The organism is Pseudomonas sp. GM21, assembly GCF_000282215.1.
Taxonomy (GTDB): domain Bacteria; phylum Pseudomonadota; class Gammaproteobacteria; order Pseudomonadales; family Pseudomonadaceae; genus Aquipseudomonas.
The window spans coordinates 14,560-31,837 of sequence record NZ_AKJS01000141.1; the positions used below are offsets into that span (position 1 = coordinate 14,560).

Annotated in this window: 21 protein-coding genes; 12 read left to right on the forward strand and 9 right to left on the reverse strand. The window is 57.3% G+C overall.

All coding sequences use genetic code 11. The features are described 5' to 3' along the window. Positions 1 to 38: 38 nt before the first annotated feature. Complete coding sequence (locus PMI22_RS06605) at positions 39 to 956, forward strand: LysR family transcriptional regulator (RefSeq protein WP_007947895.1); 918 nt, start codon at positions 39 to 41, stop codon at positions 954 to 956. Here the strand turns inward: PMI22_RS06605 and PMI22_RS06600 are convergent. Beyond that, positions 929 to 1,255, reverse strand: coding sequence for a DUF883 family protein (locus tag PMI22_RS06600; protein ID WP_007947896.1), 327 nt, complete (start codon positions 1,253 to 1,255; stop codon positions 929 to 931). The genes PMI22_RS06605 and PMI22_RS06600 overlap by 28 nt on opposite strands. A gap of 155 nt (positions 1,256 to 1,410) precedes the next feature. Between PMI22_RS06600 and PMI22_RS06595 the strand changes: the two genes are divergently transcribed. Then, entirely contained in the window at positions 1,411 to 1,626 is a 216-nt protein-coding gene (locus tag PMI22_RS06595; RefSeq protein WP_007947897.1) for a dodecin, read from the forward strand. A 123-nt stretch (positions 1,627 to 1,749) separates the two neighbouring features. Beyond that, positions 1,750 to 1,974, forward strand: coding sequence for a DUF1161 domain-containing protein (locus tag PMI22_RS06590; protein ID WP_007947898.1), 225 nt, complete (start codon positions 1,750 to 1,752; stop codon positions 1,972 to 1,974). Positions 1,975 to 2,037: 63 nt separating this feature from the next. Here the strand turns inward: PMI22_RS06590 and PMI22_RS06585 are convergent, their stop codons facing one another. Further along, positions 2,038 to 3,039, reverse strand: coding sequence for an LLM class flavin-dependent oxidoreductase (locus PMI22_RS06585; RefSeq protein ID WP_007947899.1), 1,002 nt, complete (start codon positions 3,037 to 3,039; stop codon positions 2,038 to 2,040). 243 nt (positions 3,040 to 3,282) lie between these two features. Between PMI22_RS06585 and PMI22_RS06580 the strand changes: the two genes are divergently transcribed. Together PMI22_RS06580 and PMI22_RS06575 are read left to right on the forward strand one after the other, a co-directional pair. After that, the gene (locus tag PMI22_RS06580) at positions 3,283 to 3,714 is read left to right on the forward strand and encodes an OsmC family protein (RefSeq protein WP_007947900.1); all 432 of its coding nucleotides are present in this window, start codon (positions 3,283 to 3,285) and stop codon (positions 3,712 to 3,714) included. Between the two features lie 158 nt (positions 3,715 to 3,872). Then, positions 3,873 to 4,106, forward strand: a complete 234-nt coding sequence (locus tag PMI22_RS06575; protein ID WP_007947901.1) for a DUF1161 domain-containing protein — start codon at positions 3,873 to 3,875, stop codon at positions 4,104 to 4,106. A gap of 6 nt (positions 4,107 to 4,112) precedes the next feature. Here the strand turns inward: PMI22_RS06575 and PMI22_RS06570 are convergent, their stop codons facing one another. Beyond that, complete coding sequence (locus PMI22_RS06570; RefSeq protein ID WP_007947902.1) at positions 4,113 to 4,538, reverse strand: PA0061/PA0062 family lipoprotein; 426 nt, start codon at positions 4,536 to 4,538, stop codon at positions 4,113 to 4,115. Positions 4,539 to 4,579: 41 nt separating this feature from the next. Continuing rightward, entirely contained in the window at positions 4,580 to 5,002 is a 423-nt protein-coding gene (locus PMI22_RS06565; RefSeq protein ID WP_007947903.1) for a PA0061/PA0062 family lipoprotein, read from the reverse strand. A 59-nt stretch (positions 5,003 to 5,061) separates the two neighbouring features. On the opposite strand from PMI22_RS06565, the gene PMI22_RS06560 reads away from it, so the two are divergent. Further along, on the forward strand, positions 5,062 to 6,153 hold the full coding sequence (locus tag PMI22_RS06560) for an aminopeptidase (RefSeq protein ID WP_007947904.1): 1,092 nt from the start codon (positions 5,062 to 5,064) through the stop codon (positions 6,151 to 6,153). 101 nt (positions 6,154 to 6,254) lie between these two features. Here the strand turns inward: PMI22_RS06560 and PMI22_RS06555 are convergent, their stop codons facing one another. Together PMI22_RS06555 and PMI22_RS06550 are read right to left on the reverse strand one after the other, a co-directional pair. Continuing rightward, positions 6,255 to 6,905, reverse strand: coding sequence for an HAD family hydrolase (locus PMI22_RS06555; RefSeq protein ID WP_007947905.1), 651 nt, complete (start codon positions 6,903 to 6,905; stop codon positions 6,255 to 6,257). Positions 6,906 to 6,934: 29 nt separating this feature from the next. Then, positions 6,935 to 7,480, reverse strand: coding sequence for a gamma carbonic anhydrase family protein (locus PMI22_RS06550; RefSeq protein WP_007947908.1), 546 nt, complete (start codon positions 7,478 to 7,480; stop codon positions 6,935 to 6,937). 62 nt (positions 7,481 to 7,542) lie between these two features. Here PMI22_RS06550 and prlC point away from each other — a divergent pair, with 62 nt between their 5' ends. Both prlC and PMI22_RS06540 read left to right on the forward strand, forming a co-directional pair. Then, positions 7,543 to 9,621: an oligopeptidase A gene (gene prlC, locus PMI22_RS06545; protein WP_162830881.1), complete on the forward strand. Its 2,079-nt coding sequence runs from the start codon at positions 7,543 to 7,545 to the stop codon at positions 9,619 to 9,621. Next, positions 9,618 to 9,905: a YheV family putative zinc ribbon protein gene (locus PMI22_RS06540; protein ID WP_007947910.1), complete on the forward strand. Its 288-nt coding sequence runs from the start codon at positions 9,618 to 9,620 to the stop codon at positions 9,903 to 9,905. Before prlC ends, PMI22_RS06540 begins: the two co-directional genes overlap by 4 nt. 55 nt (positions 9,906 to 9,960) lie before the next feature. Here the strand turns inward: PMI22_RS06540 and PMI22_RS06535 are convergent, their stop codons facing one another. Both PMI22_RS06535 and PMI22_RS06530 read right to left on the reverse strand, forming a co-directional pair. Continuing rightward, positions 9,961 to 10,608 carry a dual specificity protein phosphatase family protein gene (locus tag PMI22_RS06535; RefSeq protein ID WP_007947911.1) on the reverse strand — a complete coding sequence of 216 codons (648 nt, stop codon included), beginning with the start codon at positions 10,606 to 10,608 and terminating at the stop codon, positions 9,961 to 9,963. 218 nt (positions 10,609 to 10,826) lie between these two features. Beyond that, a complete protein-coding gene (locus PMI22_RS06530; RefSeq protein WP_007947912.1) occupies positions 10,827 to 11,129 on the reverse strand; it encodes a hypothetical protein in 303 nt (100 codons plus the stop codon). A gap of 193 nt (positions 11,130 to 11,322) precedes the next feature. Between PMI22_RS06530 and PMI22_RS06525 the strand changes: the two genes are divergently transcribed. From PMI22_RS06525 to PMI22_RS06515, 3 genes are all read left to right on the forward strand, one after another. Beyond that, on the forward strand, positions 11,323 to 12,381 hold the full coding sequence (locus PMI22_RS06525) for a PA0069 family radical SAM protein (protein WP_007947913.1): 1,059 nt from the start codon (positions 11,323 to 11,325) through the stop codon (positions 12,379 to 12,381). Positions 12,382 to 12,624: 243 nt separating this feature from the next. Beyond that, positions 12,625 to 13,356, forward strand: coding sequence for a carbonic anhydrase (locus tag PMI22_RS06520; RefSeq protein ID WP_007947914.1), 732 nt, complete (start codon positions 12,625 to 12,627; stop codon positions 13,354 to 13,356). Positions 13,357 to 13,446: 90 nt separating this feature from the next. Next, entirely contained in the window at positions 13,447 to 14,973 is a 1,527-nt protein-coding gene (locus tag PMI22_RS06515; RefSeq protein ID WP_007947915.1) for a SulP family inorganic anion transporter, read from the forward strand. A 123-nt stretch (positions 14,974 to 15,096) separates the two neighbouring features. Here PMI22_RS06515 and PMI22_RS06510 read toward each other — a convergent pair whose 3' ends face one another. Continuing rightward, complete coding sequence (locus tag PMI22_RS06510; RefSeq protein WP_007947916.1) at positions 15,097 to 15,747, reverse strand: hypothetical protein; 651 nt, start codon at positions 15,745 to 15,747, stop codon at positions 15,097 to 15,099. Between the two features lie 371 nt (positions 15,748 to 16,118). On the opposite strand from PMI22_RS06510, the gene coxB reads away from it, so the two are divergent. Next, the gene (gene coxB, locus PMI22_RS06505; RefSeq protein ID WP_007947917.1) at positions 16,119 to 17,246 is read left to right on the forward strand and encodes a cytochrome c oxidase subunit II; all 1,128 of its coding nucleotides are present in this window, start codon (positions 16,119 to 16,121) and stop codon (positions 17,244 to 17,246) included. Positions 17,247 to 17,278 lie beyond the last annotated feature (32 nt).

Sequence of the window (17,278 nt, forward strand, 5' to 3'; positions counted from 1 at the left end):
AAGATCGCCACAACCTGTCAGGAAAACTCACAGATCATATGAGCCACGACCTTCCCCCGCTGAACGCACTTCGTGCTTTCGAAGCCACTGCCCGACTGAACAGCGTCAGCCAGGCCGCCGAACAGCTGCACGTCACCCATGGCGCGGTCAGCCGGCAGCTCAAGGTGCTCGAAGAACACCTCGGTGTCAGCCTGTTCATCAAGGACGGTCGCGGCCTTAAACTCACAGATTCCGGTATTCGGTTGCGCGATGCCAGCGGTGAAGCGTTCGAACGCTTACGGACAGTCTGTGCAGAGCTGACGCAAAGCACCGCCAACGCGCCCTTTGTGCTTGGCTGCTCGGGAAGTCTGCTCGCGCGCTGGTTTATTCCACGCCTGGGACGGCTGAATGCGGACCTGCCGGATTTACGTCTGCACCTGTCAGCCGGAGAAGGCGATCTCGATCCGCGTCGGCCGGGGCTCGATGCGTTACTGGTATTTGCAGAGCCACCATGGCCAGCGGACATGCAGGTCTATGAATTGACCAGCGAACGGATCGGCCCGGTCATGAGCCCACGATTTGCCGGCTACGATAGGTTGCAAGGCGCACCGGCCATGGCGCTGCTGAACGAGCCATTACTACACACCACCTCACGCCCACAAGCGTGGCCGAGCTGGGCGCAGCAAAGCGGCCTCGACGCCAAAGCGTTGAAATACGGTCAGGGTTTTGAGCATTTGTATTACTTGCTGGAAGCCGCAGTGGCCGGCCTCGGGGTGGCAATTGCACCGGAGCCGCTGGTGGCCGAAGACGTGAAGGCCGGTCGCCTGGTTGCGCCATGGGGTTTCAGTGAAACCCCGGCGCAACTGGCGTTGTGGCTACCCAAGCGTGCCGCGGACGGGCGGGCTCGGCAACTGGCGCAGTGGCTCAAGAACGAACTGCACCCAGCGGATCAGTTCCCGCGTTTGCACAGCAGATAGGCCGCGAGAAGGCCCAACGCACCCACGGCAACACCGGCTGTCGTCCAAGGGTGTTCCTGAGCGTAGTCCCGCGTGGCGATTCCGGTTTCACGGGTTTTGACTTTGACGTCTTCGTACGCATCGCTGAGCAGATGACGCGAATGTTTCAGCGCACTTTCGGCGTTGGCTTTCAGGGTTTTGAGGGTTCTACGCGACTCGTCTGACGCATCATCTTTCAAGCTTTCCAACGATTTCAGCAGACTCTCGATTTCGGCTTCCATGCTTTGCAATGAGGCTTTACGTAATGAAGTGGTGGCCATGGTGGCTCTCCTGCATTGATTGAGTTGCGTGTGATGGTTGGGACTTCAGGGGTTGGAGAAAGTGCAGTAAATCTGTGCATCCCTATCGGATTGGCCAACGCGAGTAAGACGAAAAATCACTGCTAGGCTGTAATTCACACCCTGAGGAGAACGCCATGACTGACCATCACACCTACAAAAAAGTCGAACTGGTCGGCTCGTCCACCAGTAGCATTGAAGATGCCATCAATAACGCGCTTGCCGAAGCCAGCAAAAGCCTCAAGCTCATGGAATGGTTTGAAGTGACTGAAACCCGCGGGCACATCAAGGACGGCAAGGCGGCCCATTTTCAGGTGACGCTCAAAGTCGGATTCCGGATTGCCAGTAGCTGAGTTTGAGCTAGTCTTCTAGACTTGCGCGCTGGCCGAGTGCCATCTGGAAAGGCAAAGCGCTACATGTGTGTATCCAGCAAATGGGTGGATGCCTCTTTTGATCTGACCAGGGGAATGCGACCGATGAAGAAATTTATTTTGGCGGGTTGTTTGTTGAGCCTTGCGGGAACAGCCTTTGCCCAGGGCAAGTCTTGCGACGAGCTGAAAGCCGAAATCGCAGCGAAACTGGATGCCAAGGGTATTGCTAATTACACGCTGGAAATTATCGAAAAAGGCGCTGCTGCTGAAGGAAAAGTCGTTGGCACCTGTGAAAAAGGCTCCAGGCAAATCGTCTACAAGCAGGGCTGACCCTCTTCGAAACTGAAAAGCCGACGCAATGGCGTCGGCTTTTTTGTGGGTGCCGTTTAAGTTTCAGCCCTTCATAACCTGCGCCAACAATTCATAGGAGCGCAGACGATCGGCATGTTCGTACAGGTCGCAGGTAAAAATCAGTTCGTCGGCCTGCGTCTGTTCGACCAGCACGTCCAGTTTGGCGCGGATTTTCTGCGGGCTGCCCACCATCGCCAACCCGAGGAAATCACTGACCGCTTCCCTTTCGTGCGGCAGCCACAACCCGTCCATGGTTTTCACCGGCGGACGCTGAACCAGACTTTGTCCACGCATCAGCGCGAGAATCCGCTGATAGACCGACGTCGCCAGGTAATCAGCCTGCTCGTCCGTATCAGCAGCCACCAGCGGCACACCGAGCATCACGTAGGGCTTATCCAATACCGCTGAAGGCTTGAAGTGGTTGCGGTAGACGCGAATCGCCTCATGCATGAAACGCGGTGCGAAATGCGAGGCGAAGGCGTAGGGCAAACCACGCTCACCGGCCAGTTGCGCGCTGAACAGGCTGGAGCCCAGCAACCAGACAGGGACGTTGGTGCCGGTGCCCGGCATGGCGATGATTCGCTGGTCCGGGGTGCGTGGGCCGAGGTAACGCATTAATTCAGCCACGTCTTGCGGGAAGTCATCAGCACTGCCGGAACGTTCACGGCGTAGCGCACGGGCTGTCATTTGATCAGAACCGGGGGCGCGGCCCAGGCCCAGGTCTATACGCCCCGGGTAAAGACTTTCCAAGGTGCCGAACTGCTCGGCGATCACCAGCGGCGCGTGGTTAGGCAGCATCACGCCACCCGAACCGACACGAATGGTCGAGGTGCCGCCCGCCAGATAGCCGAGCAACACGGACGTCGCCGAGCTGGCGATGCCGTCCATGTTGTGGTGCTCGGCGACCCAGAAGCGGTTATAGCCGAACTTTTCGACGTGCTGCGCCAGGTCCAGGGAGTTGCGCAGCGACTGAGCTGCGCTGCCGTTCTCGCGCACAGGCACCAGATCAAGGGTCGAGAACTTGATGTCGGACAGTCGTTTCATAAGCCTGCTTCTCCAATTGAGGTCGCAGGTTTTTCTTGCAAACGAAAACCTGCCGAATCCATAAGCGTGCTTCATGCAATGAGGGCATATACCCGAGTTTCAATAGCCAAGCCCAAAAAAACCTACGAAAACGGTAGGACTAATCAGATCAGGTGAACTTTGTATCACCGTCTATCCTCAGAACCCTAGCAACCGAAAACCACCAAGGCGCGGCGCTTCGCGCCGGATATTGAGGAGGCAGAAATGGCTATTACGAAGAAAGCATCGGCTCATTGGGAAGGTGACCTGAAAACCGGTATTGGCTCGATCTCCACTGAAACCGGCGTGCTCAGAGAAGCGCCTTACGGCTTCAAAGCGCGTTTCGAGGGCGGCAAAGGTACCAATCCGGAAGAGCTGATCGGCGCAGCCCATGCGGGTTGCTTCTCCATGGCGTTTTCAATGATTCTCGGTGATGCCGGTCTCAAGGCTGACAGCATCGATACGAATGCCGAAGTCACCCTGGATCAAGTGGACGGTGGTTTTTCGATCACAGCCGTCAAGTTGATCCTCCAGGCGAAAATCCCTGGGGCAACTCAGGCGCAGTTCGAGGAATTGAGCAACAAGGCCAAAGAAGGCTGCCCGGTTTCCAAAGTTTTGAATGCGAAAATCAGTCTGGAGGCGACATTGCTCAGCTGATCAACGCTTTTACAGTCACCTGGAAAAGATCGCGGCTTTAAGCAGGCAGCGGTCTTTTTTTTGCGCACGGACAAAACCTGGCCAGCCAAATTGTGGTCGAATAAATGACAGCAGTGAAAGCGTATTACCCTGCGCGCTGCCTCAAAGGAGCTTCAACCATGAAACGTTTTGCCTTGGCGGTTATCTGTTGCGCACTGGCCACATCGGCCCTTGCGAAGACGAAATCCTGTGAAGAATTAAAGGCCGAAATCGAAGCCAAGATTCAGGCCAATAACGTCTCTTCCTACACCCTGGAAATCGTCACAAATGACGAAGTCCACGATCAGAACATGGTCGTAGGCTCGTGCGAAAACGGCACCAAGAAAATTATTTACCAGAAAAACGACCGCTGACTCGCCTCACATCAGGCAATAGGACTCGCTATCTTCAGCGACGATCTCGCGTTTGGCGTTGTACAGCCGGGCGCCGGGGGTAAACACTATCGACTGGCCTACCAGTAAATAACGCTGACCAGCTTCGAAATGATCGTACTTGATGGTCAGGTAGCACAACCGTTCCGCCGGGCCGCCCATCATCCCCCAACCTCCGCCCCCGCCTGGCACTTGAAAGTCGAATCGAACGAGCAACACGTGACTGCCGGGCATGACCTGGAAAAAACGCCCGTCACGCAAACGCTGATTGTCCAGCCGTTCGGCCATCAACAACGTATCGTTGGGGAATGGCGTAGAAAAATCGACCCAGGCCATCTGCGGATCAACCGGCGGCAACGGGCTCTGACAACCAGCAACTGCACTGGCGGCGAGCAACAGCATCAACCTGCGCATGATGAATGTCCCAATGATTTGGTCATTCAGCATAACGCTGATCAGGTGTGTTGGCAGCCTGCCGGTGTGCCTTGGCCAATCACTTTTCCCTGTTGGTTATAGAGTTTTGCCCACGGACGAAAGCCGATATTCCCCGCGTGCAGCTGATAGCGCTCACCGGCGCTGAATTCGCTGTATTTCACATTTAACTGACAGTCACGCCACAGCGGCGCGGCATCCGGGCCGATATTGGTCGGTTCGACCGGGAACTTATAACGCACTGTCAGCTCATGACTACCCGGCGGCACCTGAAAATAGCGTTTGTCGGTGGCGGCTTTATCGTCGACGTCCAATGCCTGCAGCTTCGTGTCTTCCTGTTGTGAGTTCAGGTCGATCCAGGCTTGCGACGGGTCATGGTAGGGCAGTCCAAATCCAGCACAGCCTGTCAGCAATAACAGGCTCCCCGTCAGCATCAACTTGTGCATAGCGCAGCTCCGGTCAGGCGGGATAGTCTTGCGGCAGACTTTCCAGGGATGATTTTATTTTGATCAGGCCGTTTCCAAGCCTTGGGTTACTTGATCGCGTTTTCCGCGTTTTGTTTCCGGGTGTGTTGCTTTTGTTACTCAACGGTTGCGCCAGCGTCAGCTATTACGGTCAATTGGCCAGTGGCCAGCTGCAACTGCTGCAGTCTCGTGAACCGGTGGCCGAGGTGATTGCAGATCCCTCCCGTGATCAGAAACTGCGCGCCCATCTGACCCAGTCACAAAAAGCCCGGACATTCGCCAGCGAGCAACTGCACCTGCCGGATAATCAAAGCTACCGGCTATATGCCGACATTGGCCGGCCGTACGTGGTCTGGAATGTCTTCGTCACGCCTGAGTTTTCCCTGACGCCGCAGAACCATTGCTTCCCGATCGCAGGTTGTGTCGCCTATCGCGGTTACTACAGCCAGAGCGCCGCCCGCGGCGAGGCAGCCGTGCAGCGCCTTCAAGGAATGGACGTATCGATTGGCGGCGTCGAGGCTTACTCGACGCTTGGCTGGTTCAACGATCCGATCATCAGCTCGATGATGGGCTGGGGTGACGAACGGCTGGCCAGCCTGATTTTCCATGAGTTGGCGCATCAACGTATTTATGTGAAGGACGACACGGAGTTCAACGAGTCTTTCGCCACCTTCGTCGAACAGGAAGGCACCCGCCAGTGGCGCGCATCCCGCAATCTGGCGCCAGACAACGGCACACAGGAACAGCGACGGGATCAATTTATTCAACTGGTGCTGGATACTCGCACGCGCCTTGAAAAACTGTACGCCCAGCCATTGCCGGCGGATCAAATGCGCCAGCGCAAGGCTGCCGAGTTCGAGCGGCTGCGCAGCGAATACCGGCAGTTACGCGATAGCCAATGGGCTGGGGACAAACGCTATGACGCCTGGATCAGCGCGCCGATGAACAATGCCCGGCTGTTGCCGTTTGGGTTGTATGACCAATGGGTGCCGGCGTTTAGCGTGTTGTTCAGGCAAGAGGGTGGGGATTGGGTGAGGTTTTATGCGGCGGTCGAACAGCTGGGGGCGTTGCCGGTTGGGGAACGCAAGGCGGCGTTGAGAGCCTTGGCAAAATCGAAAATTTCCGCTGGTTGAGCGGGCCTCTTCGCGAGCAAGCCCGCTCCCACATTCAACCAGGTTTATCCATTGAGGAATGCGATCGAATGTGGGAGCGGGCTTGCTCGCGAATGGATTTATCAGCGCTGCAAAAACGCCTGATGCATCTCATCCAGCGTTTCGAAATGATAGGTCGGCGCTTCTGCACTCAGCTCTTCGTGGCTGCCAAATCCATAACCCACCGCCGCCGAGTCCAGCCCATTACTGCGCGCACCGATCAGGTCATGTTTGCGGTCGCCGATCATCAGGGTATTGGCAGGATCCAGACCTTCTTCAGCCATCAGATGCGCAATCAACTCAACCTTATTCGTACGCGTGCCATCCAGCTCACTGCCGTAAATAACTTTGAAGTGTTTAGCGAAGTCGAAGTGCCGGGCAATTTCCCGGGCGAAAACCCAAGGCTTGGACGTGGCGATGTACAACTGCCGCCCTTGCCCGCTCAACGTTTCCAACAGCGGGGTGACGCCGTCAAACACGCTGTTCTCATACAGACCAGTGACCTTGAAGCGCTCGCGATAGAAATTCACCGCTTCCCAGGCCTTGGCCTCATCAAAATCGTAAAACTGCATGAACGCCTGCAGCAGCGGCGGGCCGATGAAGTGTTCCAGCTTGCTCAAGTCGGGCTCATCAATGCCCAGTTTGCCCAGGGCAAACTGGATCGAACGCGTGATGCCTTCGCGCGGGTCGGTCAACGTGCCATCGAGGTCGAATAAAACGGTTTGGTAATGCATGACTATTCCTGGGCAATAACGGGGCAGGGTCAGAGCTGGTCGTAACCTTCAGCCAGATGCAGATCCTTGAGCTTCACGTAATTCGCCGCGCTGTAGGTGAAAAAGGCGTTCTCCTTGTCGGTCAGTGGGCGGATCTGTTTCACCGGGCTGCCGACATAAAGGAAGCCGCTTTCCAGGCGCTTGCCCGGCGGCACCAGGCTGCCAGCGCCGATGATCACCTCATCCTCGACCACCGCACCGTCCATGACGATGCTGCCCATGCCGATCAGAACCCGGCTGCCCACGCTGCAACCGTGGAGCATGACTTTATGCGCGATGGTCACGTCGTCGCCGATCAGCAACGGAAAGCCATCGGGGTTGAACGGGCCGGCATGGGTGATGTGCAAAACGCAGCCGTCCTGAACACTGGTGCGCGCGCCGATGCGGATGCGGTGCATGTCACCGCGGATCACTGTCAGCGGCCAGACAGAGCTGTCTTCGCCGATTTCAACGTCGCCGATTACCACCGCCGAACCGTCGACAAAAGCGCCTTTGCCCAGCAGCGGCGTGTGGTTCTGATACTTGCGAAGGGTCACGATAGGGTTTCTCTCTGTTGCTGATAGCTGCGGTGAGCGTCGATTGTAATTAAGATGGCCGCATGTTTCTTCCAGCCAAGGTGCCAACCGTGAGCGTGAACAACCCTCTTTTGCAGTCCTACGACCTGCCGCCATTCTCGTCGATCCGTGCCGAACACGTACAACCGGCCATTGAACAGATCCTGGCTGACAACCGCGCCGCCATTATCGAGATCCTCAAGACCCAGGGCAAACAACCTACCTGGGCTGGTCTTGTACTGGCAATGGATGAGCTCAACGATCGCCTGGGCGCGGCCTGGAGCCCGGTCAGCCACCTGAATGCCGTGTGCAACAGCGCCGAATTGCGTGAAGCCTATGAATCCTGCCTGCCGGCCTTGAGCGCCTACTCCACCGAACTGGGCCAGAACCGCGAATTGTTCGAAGCCTTCGAAGCCTTGGCTAACAGCCCGGAAGCCGCCGGTTTCGATGTGGCGCAGAAAACTATCCTGGAACACTCCCTGCGAGACTTCCGTCTGTCGGGTATTGACCTGCCAGAGGCCGAGCAAAAGCGTTACGCCGAAGTGCAGAGCAAGCTCTCGGAACTGGGCAGCCGCTTCTCCAACCAGCTGCTCGACGCCACTCAGGCCTGGACCCGGCACGTCACCGATGAAGCCACCCTCGCCGGCCTGACCGATTCGGCCAAGGCGCAAATGGCCGCCGCCGCACAGGCCAAAGGCCTGGAAGGCTTTCTGATCACCCTGGAATTCCCGAGTTACTACGCGGTGATGACCTACGCCCACGACCGCGCCCTGCGCGAAGAAGTCTACGCCGCCTACTGCACCCGTGCGTCGGACCAAGGCCCGAATGCCGGCCAGAACGATAACGGCCCGGTGATGGAAGAAATCCTCGACCTGCGCCAGGAACTGGCCAGGCTGCTGGGTTTCACCAGTTTCTCCGAGTTGAGCCTGGCCACCAAAATGGCCGAGTCCAGCGATCAGGTGCTCAGCTTTCTGCGTGACCTGGCCAAACGCAGCAAGCCGTTTGCCGCGCTGGACCTGGAACAGCTCAAAGCCTATGCCGCCGAACAGGGTTGCCCGGACCTGCAAAGCTGGGACAGCGGTTTCTACGGCGAGAAGCTGCGCGAGCAGCGTTACAGCGTGGCTCAGGAAGCCCTGCGCGCCTACTTCCCGATCGACAAGGTGTTGGGTGGCTTGTTCGCCATCGTCCAGCGTCTGTACGGCATCGAAATCGCCGAGCAGAAAGGCTTCGATACCTGGCACCCGGATGTTCGCCTGTTTGAAATCAAGGAAAACGGGCAGCACGTCGGCCGCTTCTTCTTCGACCTTTACGCCCGTGCCAACAAACGCGGCGGTGCGTGGATGGACGGCGCTCGCGACCGTCGCCGCACGGCCGAAGGCGCGTTGCAAAACCCGGTGGCCAATCTGGTATGCAACTTCACCCCGGCCGACAGCGGCAAGCCTGCACTGCTGACCCATGATGAAGTCACCACCCTGTTCCACGAGTTCGGTCACGGCCTGCACCACCTGCTGACCCGCGTCGAACACGCCGGCGTCTCAGGCATCAACGGCGTGGCCTGGGATGCCGTCGAGCTGCCGAGCCAGTTCATGGAAAACTGGTGCTGGGAGCCAGAAGGCCTGGCGCTGATCTCCGGTCATTACGAAACCGGCGAGCCACTGCCTCAAGACCTGCTGCAGAAAATGCTCGCGGCGAAAAATTTCCAGTCCGGCCTGATGATGGTCCGTCAGCTGGAGTTTTCGCTGTTCGACTTCGAACTGCACGCCACCCACGGTGATGGCCGTAGCGTGGCGCAGGTGCTTGAAGGCGTGCGTGATGAGGTATCGGTCATGCGTCCCCCGGCCTACAACCGTTTCCCGAACAGCTTTGCGCACATCTTCGCTGGCGGTTACGCGGCGGGTTACTACAGCTACAAATGGGCGGAAGTGCTGTCCGCCGATGCGTTCTCGAAGTTCGAAGAAGACGGCGTGCTCAATGCCGAGACCGGTCGCGCGTTCCGTGAAGCCATTCTGGCGCGCGGTGGCTCCCAGGAACCGATGGTGCTGTTCGTCGACTTCCGTGGCCGTGAACCCTCGATTGACGCACTCTTGCGCCACAGCGGCCTGAGTGAGGACGCGGCAGCATGAGCGAGGGGCCTGTGATTACCAAAAAACGCTTTATCGCCGGGGCGGTCTGCCCGGCGTGCAGCGAGCCGGACAAATTGATGATGTGGAACGAAGACGAAGTCCCACACCGCGAGTGCGTGGCCTGCGGTTATTCCGACACATTGAATGAACAAGGTCTGTCCGTGCCCAAGGAGTTGGGCACGCGGGTCAATACTTCGGCGCTGAAAGTGCCGGACGCCAAGATTCAGGCCGTACAGTTTTTCCCCAACCCAAAGCTGAAGAAAAAGCCTGACGAGCAACACTGAGTGACCACCACCTTGCGCCTTTGAACCGGGCTCAAGGTGGTGCCCTCCCCCCTGTTTATTCAACGTGAGCGGATTTCAACCAGCTCTTCATCGAACATGCGGCGAACGGGGTGGTGCTGCAATCGCCATTGGCCAACGCGGTGCGAAGTTTGTCGACATCGGCCTGCATCATGTAGCGCACGCCATCCTTGAAATGAGTACTGTCACCAAAGCCGCCCCGCGTCATTTCGTCCAGGGCGTCTTCCTTGCTCCAACCCTGGATCACGACCCGATACATGGCCGCCATCAAGCCCGTGCGATCCGACCCGTGTTTGCAGTGCATCAACACTGGGCCATGGGACTCGGCAGTCTGAATGGCACGAAGGGCTTTAAGGACATCCTCGTCATCTACGTGATTGGTGCGATAGGGCAACTGGACCTGAGTGATACCCGGCGTAGACAACCAGCTTGAATCCGTCTCGGGCAGGAAATTGATGACGGTTTTCACCTTGAGCTTTTCCAGCAACGCAATGACGCCACGGTCAGGCAAGGCGCTGCGGTAGAGCGTCGGGGACATTTGAAAGAGGTTGTATTGCATTTCCACCGGTTGAGCCCATTCCGCCGGACGAGGGGACGTGCTGTCATCCGCATGGACCAGAGTCAGGTTGAAAAATGCGGCCAGTGATATCAGAAACGTCGCAGAAAATAGGCGCAGTCGGGACATGCTCGGGCAACCGTATGGGAATCGGGTGGCTAGGTGTCACAGAGCTTCAGCTCCAAGCAGTCAAAGGCCTGTGAGCCGGCTGTCAAAGAATTGTGAATGGAATGGCTTATCCCGGCTTTATTCGCGACACCTATAAGCCTCTATAAAAAAACGACACGGAGAAGTTCCGTGTCGTTTATTGCAATCAATACTTATTGATTGCAGGAGTTAAGCTGCTTTCAAGGATTAATAATCTTCGAGTAGGCTTTCGCCAATGCAATCAAAACAACTTTGTCCTGCGCATCGATTGCACCATCTCCGTTGACATCAGGTGTGTTGCCCATGGTAAAGGTGATGCCGCCATCGTTGGACACAGCCGCGCGAGTACTGGAGTCCAGCAGAGAGTAGGTGGGCGCACGGTTTTCAGGGTCATAACCCTCTTCCTTTAACGCGAACTGCATGGAAACCCGAACTTCTTTTGGACTAACGATAGAAGGCGCTTGTAGTTGCAGAAATACACCGCGCTGATTGTAGCCAGACATTTATTAAATCCTTTTAATATTGAGAACACGACAACTTCGTGTGAAGCGAAGAATACTGACAAGACCGATAAAAGTTCTACGCGATTTATGTTTCGCATAATGACGAAACTCATAACTGTCAGGTGCTGAACGGCGCTGGTCGATTCCGCCAAACCCGGATACTGTATGCACATACAGCCAATGGATCTTGTCAATGACTACGCCCTTGCCACCTCGCGGACGCGGCACCGCGACCAATCCGCATAACCGCTTCGCGCTGAATCGTTCAGTGGTCGAAGATGACGGCTGGTATCAGGAAGCGCCCGTCACCCAAGGTACCGAGGTGCGTATCGAAACGGCGAAAACCATCATCACCCGCAACAACTCGCCGGACTTGCCCTTTGATCGCTCGATCAATCCCTATCGCGGCTGCGAACACGGCTGCATCTATTGCTATGCGCGGCCCAGTCACGCCTATTGGGACATGTCGCCGGGGCTGGATTTCGAAACCAGGCTGATCGCCAAGACCAACGCCGCCGATGTACTGGAAGAACAACTGAGCAAACGCGGCTATCAATGCGCGCCAATCAACCTGGGTTCCAACACCGATCCTTACCAGCCCATCGAGCGCGACCACAACATCACTCGCAAAACCCTCGAAGTGCTGCTGCGTTACCGTCATCCGGTGACCATCATCACCAAAGGCTCGCTGATTCTTCGTGATCTGGACCTGCTTGCCGAACTCGCCGAGCAACGCTTGGTGGCGGTAATGATCAGCCTCACCACCCTCGACGACGAACTCAAGCGCATCCTCGAACCACGTGCCGCAGCACCCAAGGCCCGGTTACGGGCTATACGCGTGATGCGTGAAGCGGGAATTCCGGTGGGTGTGTTGTGCTCGCCGATGATTCCGATGATTAATGACAGTGAACTCGAAAGCTTGCTCACGGAGGCTCATGGGGCCGGCGCGCAAAGTGCGGCGTACATGATGTTGCGCCTGCCACTGGAAGTGGCGCCGCTGTTTGAAGAATGGCTGGCGGCCCACTATCCCCAGCGTGCCGCTCATGTATTGAGCCTTATCCGCCAGAGCCGTGGCGGCGAGCTCTATGACAGCCGGTTTGGTGCCCGGATGCGCGGCGAAGGCCCCTTTGCCGACCTGCTGGCGCAACGTTTTTCCAAAGCCATAAAACGCCTGGGACTTAATCGTCGCGAAGGTTTTGATCTGGACTGCGAAGCCTTCTGTCCGCCGGGTCGCCAGATGTCATTGATTTGAGGACAATTGGCCTAAAGTTGAGTAGTGAGAAATACCTGGTGCCTTCAGGCTGGTCACGCTTTTTGTGACCTGGAACACGCGTTCTAGAGCGCTCTATTCAGTTTGAGTTAAGTTTCGGCCGCTACCTTGTTCATCGAGTGACTGATGGGTCGAGTTGATGACCTGGATGTTTTTTAAACAGCCACTGGCTTCACATCGGACAAAACGGGAAACTTCCCTGACTCCGCCAATGAGGATGAATTCATGAATGACAAGGATAAACAGCCTTCCGCTGCGTCGGCGCAAGTACTCCCCGAGGCGGAAACCGCCGATGCAGCGCTGCAGCATATCGTTGACGGCTTTTTGCATTTTCATCACGAGGTCTTTCCACAACAGGAAGAGCTCTTCAAAAAACTCGCCACGGCCCAGAGCCCCAGAGCGATGTTCATCGCCTGCGCCGATTCGCGCATCGTTCCTGAACTGATCACCCAAAGCGCTCCTGGCGATCTGTTCGTAACCCGTAACGTCGGCAACGTTGTACCGCCTTACGGGCAAATGAACGGCGGTGTTTCCACCGCCATCGAATACGCGGTCCTGGCCCTCGGCGTGCAGCACATCATCATATGCGGGCACTCCGACTGCGGTGCGATGCGTGCGGTGCTGAACCCACAAAGCCTGGAAAAAATGCCCACGGTCAAAGCCTGGCTGCGTCACGCCGAAGTGGCAAAAACCATGGTCCAGGAAAATTGCCATTGCGCTGACGAAAACGAAAGCATGCACATCCTCACCGAGGAAAATGTGATCGCTCAGCTACAGCATTTACGCACGCATCCATCGGTAGCCTCACGCATGGCCAACGGTCATCTGTTTATCCATGGCTGGGTGTACAGCATCGAAACCAGCGAAATCAAAGCTTACGACGCGGACCAGGGTTGTTTCCTGCCGCTCGATGGCAGCCATCCGATTCCGGTGGCAACGCCCAAAGCGCGTTTCTAAAACCTCCTAAATCCCCCGCGTGGTGTTTGCCGAGGCTACTGATTCAGTAGCCCGGCTTAGCCATGCCTGAAAAAAGTCGGGAGCGTCAACATGCGTGCTGCGCAACTTAAAGCTGTTTTGCCACGGGAGCTATTGGCTTCGGTGGTCGTGTTCCTGGTCGCCCTGCCCTTGTGCATGGGTATCGCCATCGCTTCGGGGCTGCCACCAGCCAAAGGATTGATCACCGGGATCATCGGCGGTCTGGTCGTGGGTTGGCTTGCCGGCTCGCCGCTGCAAGTCAGTGGCCCTGCGGCGGGCTTGGCGGTTCTGGTGTTCGAACTGGTGCGCCAGCACGGCATCGCCATGCTCGGGCCCATCCTGCTGCTGGCGGGGTTTCTGCAATTGGTCGCCGGGCGCCTGAAACTGGGTTGCTGGTTTCGGGTAACGGCGCCAGCGGTGGTGTATGGCATGCTCGCCGGGATTGGCGTGCTTATCGTGCTGTCGCAGGTGCATGTGATGCTCGACGGGGTGCCCAGGCCTTCCGGGCTGGATAACCTGGCCGCCTTTCCAGCCGCGGTGATGCAAGCCCTGCCGTCCTTGGGCTGGCAAGCCGGGTTGCTCGGGCTGTCGACGATGGCGGTGATGTGGTTGTGGGAAAAATTGCGGCCTCATTCGTTGCGGTTTGTTCCGGGAGCGCTTCTGGGCGTCGGTCTGGCAACAGTCGCCAGCCTGATCCTTGCCTTGCAGGTCAAACGCGTGGAAGTCCCTGCCAACCTTGCCGAGGCCATCGATTGGCTGAAGCCCGCTGACTTGCTCAATCTGGCGGACCCGACTTTGCTGGTCGCCGCATTCGCCGTGGCGTTTATCGCCAGCGCCGAAACCCTGCTATCGGCCGCCGCAGTGGACCGCATGCACAGCGGCCAGCGTTCCGACTTCGACCGGGAGTTATCGGCGCAAGGTGTGGGCAACATGCTTTGCGGTCTCTTGGGCGCGTTGCCTATGACGGGCGTGATCGTACGCAGTTCCGCCAATGTCCAGGCCGGCGCCACCACGCGACTGTCGACCATCTTCCACGGTCTGTGGCTACTGGCGTTCGTGTTGTTGCTATCGAGTGTGTTGCAAAGCATACCGGTAGCGAGCCTTGCCGGTGTGCTGGTCTACACCGGTTTCAAACTGGTCGATCTCAAGGCCTTTCGCGGTCTGGGCCGCTATGGCCGGATGCCGATGTTCACCTACGCGGCGACTGCGCTGGCGATCATCTTTACTGACCTGCTCACAGGTGTGTTGATTGGCTTCGGCCTGACCCTGGCCAAACTGGCCTGGAAGGCTTCACGACTGAAAATCAGCTTGATCGACTTGCCGGCAAAGGGAGAAATGGAGTTGCGGCTGACGGGCGCAGCAACCTTTCTCAAGGTGCCGGCGCTGACCCAGGTGCTGGGCACCATTCCCGCAGGTGCAACGGTGCATGTGCCGCTCAATAACCTGAGCTACATCGATCACTCGTGCCTTGAGTTGCTTGAGGAATGGGGTCGGGCGAATGCGGCCAAGGGTTCGATACTACTGATTGAAGCGCGGGGGTTGAAGCGCAGGTTGGAAGGGCGGTTGCGGACCACATCCGGCGTAGGTGCTGCCGGGTAGATAAATCCGTGTAGAAGTGAGCCTGCTCGCGATAGCGGTGTGTCAATCGACATCAATGTTGAGTGAACTATTGCCATCGCGAGCAGGCTCGCTCCCACAGGGGTCAGTGTTGAATCTAAAGGGTCAAGCCGCCGGCTGATCCAGCTCCAGGCCTACGCCCAATCGGCGCGACATGCACGGCCAGCGCTTCCACGCGGCGCCGGTGTCCGGGCTATTGAGTTTCTCACGGTAGGCTTCCACCGATTCCAGCGCAAAACTCTCTTCGTTGAGCATCTCGTCGATGGTGTGATGTACCGCTTCGTCCAGTTGGTTGGCAAATTCCTCACCGATCAATTGGTGAGCAATCAAGTTGGCGACCGTCATGTCCAAGGGGATCAGTGGCTGGCCGAAATGCTTGATGTACAGGTCATTGACCTCTTCTACAAAGCGGTGCGCCAGGTAGGCTTCGTCCAGCAGGCTGTCCAGACCGACATGCCCGGCCATGATTGCCGGAGGCTGGAGGAAATACTGCTCGGCGATTTTCAGCACCGGTTTGATTTGCGATTCGATGCCCGCTTCCCTGGCGACTTCATTGGCTGCGTCCAGCAGGTCGGGCACTTCATCTATGTAGGCGCAAACAAAACGTGTCAGTACGCCATTGGCATCGGCCTCCGGCAATTGGATAGCAGGGTGAAGGTGAGGCAGTTTGGTCTGCAACTGACGTGTCAGCAGGCCGGTCTCTTTCTCGTGTTGTTGGGCTTTTTGGATCTGCTCGCGCAATGCGGCGGTGTTCATGAAAACTCCAGGATTCAACGGCAGTGAAATAGGAAAGACATAACTTAGCTGCCTTATGAAAAATGCTAAGACGCATTTGTCATAATTGTTTCATCCTTGAGACGCCTCCGTTATATCGGTTTGCCACCACTCGTCTGCATCCTTCTCCATTCTTGACCTTGAACGCAAGTCCCAGCTGTTTCAGATCATTTACGCCTTCACGTTGCGAGGTGGCAGTCGCTGTCTATACTCGGGATGGAATGGAGTTAGCTGATGACGCCCGACTGCACACGCAGCAAGGCTCGGCGATTCAAGTTCGTAGTCTGAAAAAGCCGCTCCCTTGCCGCAGGTGAAAGCCGGCGGGATAACAAGAACGATAAGGGGAACCCGCAATGATGCGACATCCACACGTCTGGATGGGCCTCCTGTTGTGGTCGATTTTCAGTCAAGCACAAGCCGCTTGGACTGTGAATATGGCGCCGGGAGCGACTGAAATCAGTCACGCAGTATTTGACCTGCACATGACCATTTTCTGGATCTGTGTAGTGATCGGCATCATCGTCTTCGGCGCCATGTTCTGGTCGATGATTCTGCACCGCCGCTCTACCGGGCAGGTGGCCGCAAAATTTCATGAAAGCACCACCGTTGAAATCCTCTGGACCATCGTGCCCTTCCTGATCCTGGTGGCCATGGCGGTGCCCGCGACGGCAACCCTGATCAAGATGTACGACGCCAGTGAGCCGGATATCGACATCCAGGTCACGGGCTATCAGTGGAAGTGGCACTACAAATACCTGGGCCAGGACGTTGAGTTCTTCAGCAACCTGACCACCCCCGCTGACCAGATCCACAATAAGGAAACCAAGGGCGAGCACTATTTGCTCGAGGTCGACAAGCCGCTGGTGCTGCCGATCGGCGCGAAGGTGCGCTTTCTGGTGACCTCCGCCGACGTCATCCACTCCTGGTGGGTCCCGGCCTTCGCGGTCAAGCGCGATGCGATCCCGGGGTTCGTCAACGAAGCCTGGACCCGCGTCGACAAGCCGGGCATCTACCGCGGCCAGTGCGCCGAGTTGTGCGGCAAGGACCACGGTTTCATGCCGATTGTGGTCGAGGTCAAGGAAAAGGCCGATTACGAAAAATGGCTCGCCGAACGCAAGGCTGAAGCCCTGCAACTCAAAGAGCTGACCAGCAAGGAATGGACCCTCGACGAGCTCAAGGAGCGCGGCGACAAGGTCTACCACACCACTTGCGTCGCCTGTCACCAGGCCGAAGGTCAGGGCCTGCCGCCGATGTTCCCGGCACTCAAGGGCTCGAAAATCGCTACCGGACCAATCAAGGATCACCTGAGCATTGTCTTCCACGGCAAGCCTGGCACCGCCATGGCGGCGTTTGGCAAGCAGCTGTCGGAAGTCGATATCGCGGCGGTCGTGACCTACGAACGTAACGCCTGGGGCAATAACAAGGGCGACATGGTCACTCCGAAAGAAGTGCTGGAGCTGAAACAGGCGGAAAGCAAATGACCCGGTCTATTGCGCACCCAAGGAACCGGTCG

What these genes read in the sequence shown, in the direction of transcription:
- PMI22_RS06510 (WP_007947916.1), bottom strand. Translation starts at nt 15,747, where the DNA reads ATGAACACCGCCGCATTGCGCGAGCAGATCCAAAAAGCCCAACAACAC.
- PMI22_RS06575 (WP_007947901.1), top strand. Translation starts at nt 3,873, where the DNA reads ATGAAACGTTTTGCCTTGGCGGTTATCTGTTGCGCACTGGCCACATCG.
- PMI22_RS06555 (WP_007947905.1), bottom strand. Translation starts at nt 6,905, where the DNA reads ATGCATTACCAAACCGTTTTATTCGACCTCGATGGCACGTTGACCGAC.
- PMI22_RS06540 (WP_007947910.1), top strand. Translation starts at nt 9,618, where the DNA reads ATGAGCGAGGGGCCTGTGATTACCAAAAAACGCTTTATCGCCGGGGCG.
- PMI22_RS06535 (WP_007947911.1), bottom strand. Translation starts at nt 10,608, where the DNA reads ATGTCCCGACTGCGCCTATTTTCTGCGACGTTTCTGATATCACTGGCC.
- PMI22_RS06590 (WP_007947898.1), top strand. Translation starts at nt 1,750, where the DNA reads ATGAAGAAATTTATTTTGGCGGGTTGTTTGTTGAGCCTTGCGGGAACA.
- coxB (WP_007947917.1), top strand. Translation starts at nt 16,119, where the DNA reads ATGATGCGACATCCACACGTCTGGATGGGCCTCCTGTTGTGGTCGATT.
- PMI22_RS06600 (WP_007947896.1), bottom strand. Translation starts at nt 1,255, where the DNA reads ATGGCCACCACTTCATTACGTAAAGCCTCATTGCAAAGCATGGAAGCC.
- PMI22_RS06515 (WP_007947915.1), top strand. Translation starts at nt 13,447, where the DNA reads ATGCGTGCTGCGCAACTTAAAGCTGTTTTGCCACGGGAGCTATTGGCT.
- PMI22_RS06520 (WP_007947914.1), top strand. Translation starts at nt 12,625, where the DNA reads ATGAATGACAAGGATAAACAGCCTTCCGCTGCGTCGGCGCAAGTACTC.
- PMI22_RS06565 (WP_007947903.1), bottom strand. Translation starts at nt 5,002, where the DNA reads ATGCACAAGTTGATGCTGACGGGGAGCCTGTTATTGCTGACAGGCTGT.
- PMI22_RS06525 (WP_007947913.1), top strand. Translation starts at nt 11,323, where the DNA reads ATGACTACGCCCTTGCCACCTCGCGGACGCGGCACCGCGACCAATCCG.
- PMI22_RS06605 (WP_007947895.1), top strand. Translation starts at nt 39, where the DNA reads ATGAGCCACGACCTTCCCCCGCTGAACGCACTTCGTGCTTTCGAAGCC.
- prlC (WP_162830881.1), top strand. Translation starts at nt 7,543, where the DNA reads ATGTTTCTTCCAGCCAAGGTGCCAACCGTGAGCGTGAACAACCCTCTT.
- PMI22_RS06580 (WP_007947900.1), top strand. Translation starts at nt 3,283, where the DNA reads ATGGCTATTACGAAGAAAGCATCGGCTCATTGGGAAGGTGACCTGAAA.
- PMI22_RS06530 (WP_007947912.1), bottom strand. Translation starts at nt 11,129, where the DNA reads ATGTCTGGCTACAATCAGCGCGGTGTATTTCTGCAACTACAAGCGCCT.
- PMI22_RS06570 (WP_007947902.1), bottom strand. Translation starts at nt 4,538, where the DNA reads ATGCGCAGGTTGATGCTGTTGCTCGCCGCCAGTGCAGTTGCTGGTTGT.
- PMI22_RS06585 (WP_007947899.1), bottom strand. Translation starts at nt 3,039, where the DNA reads ATGAAACGACTGTCCGACATCAAGTTCTCGACCCTTGATCTGGTGCCT.
- PMI22_RS06595 (WP_007947897.1), top strand. Translation starts at nt 1,411, where the DNA reads ATGACTGACCATCACACCTACAAAAAAGTCGAACTGGTCGGCTCGTCC.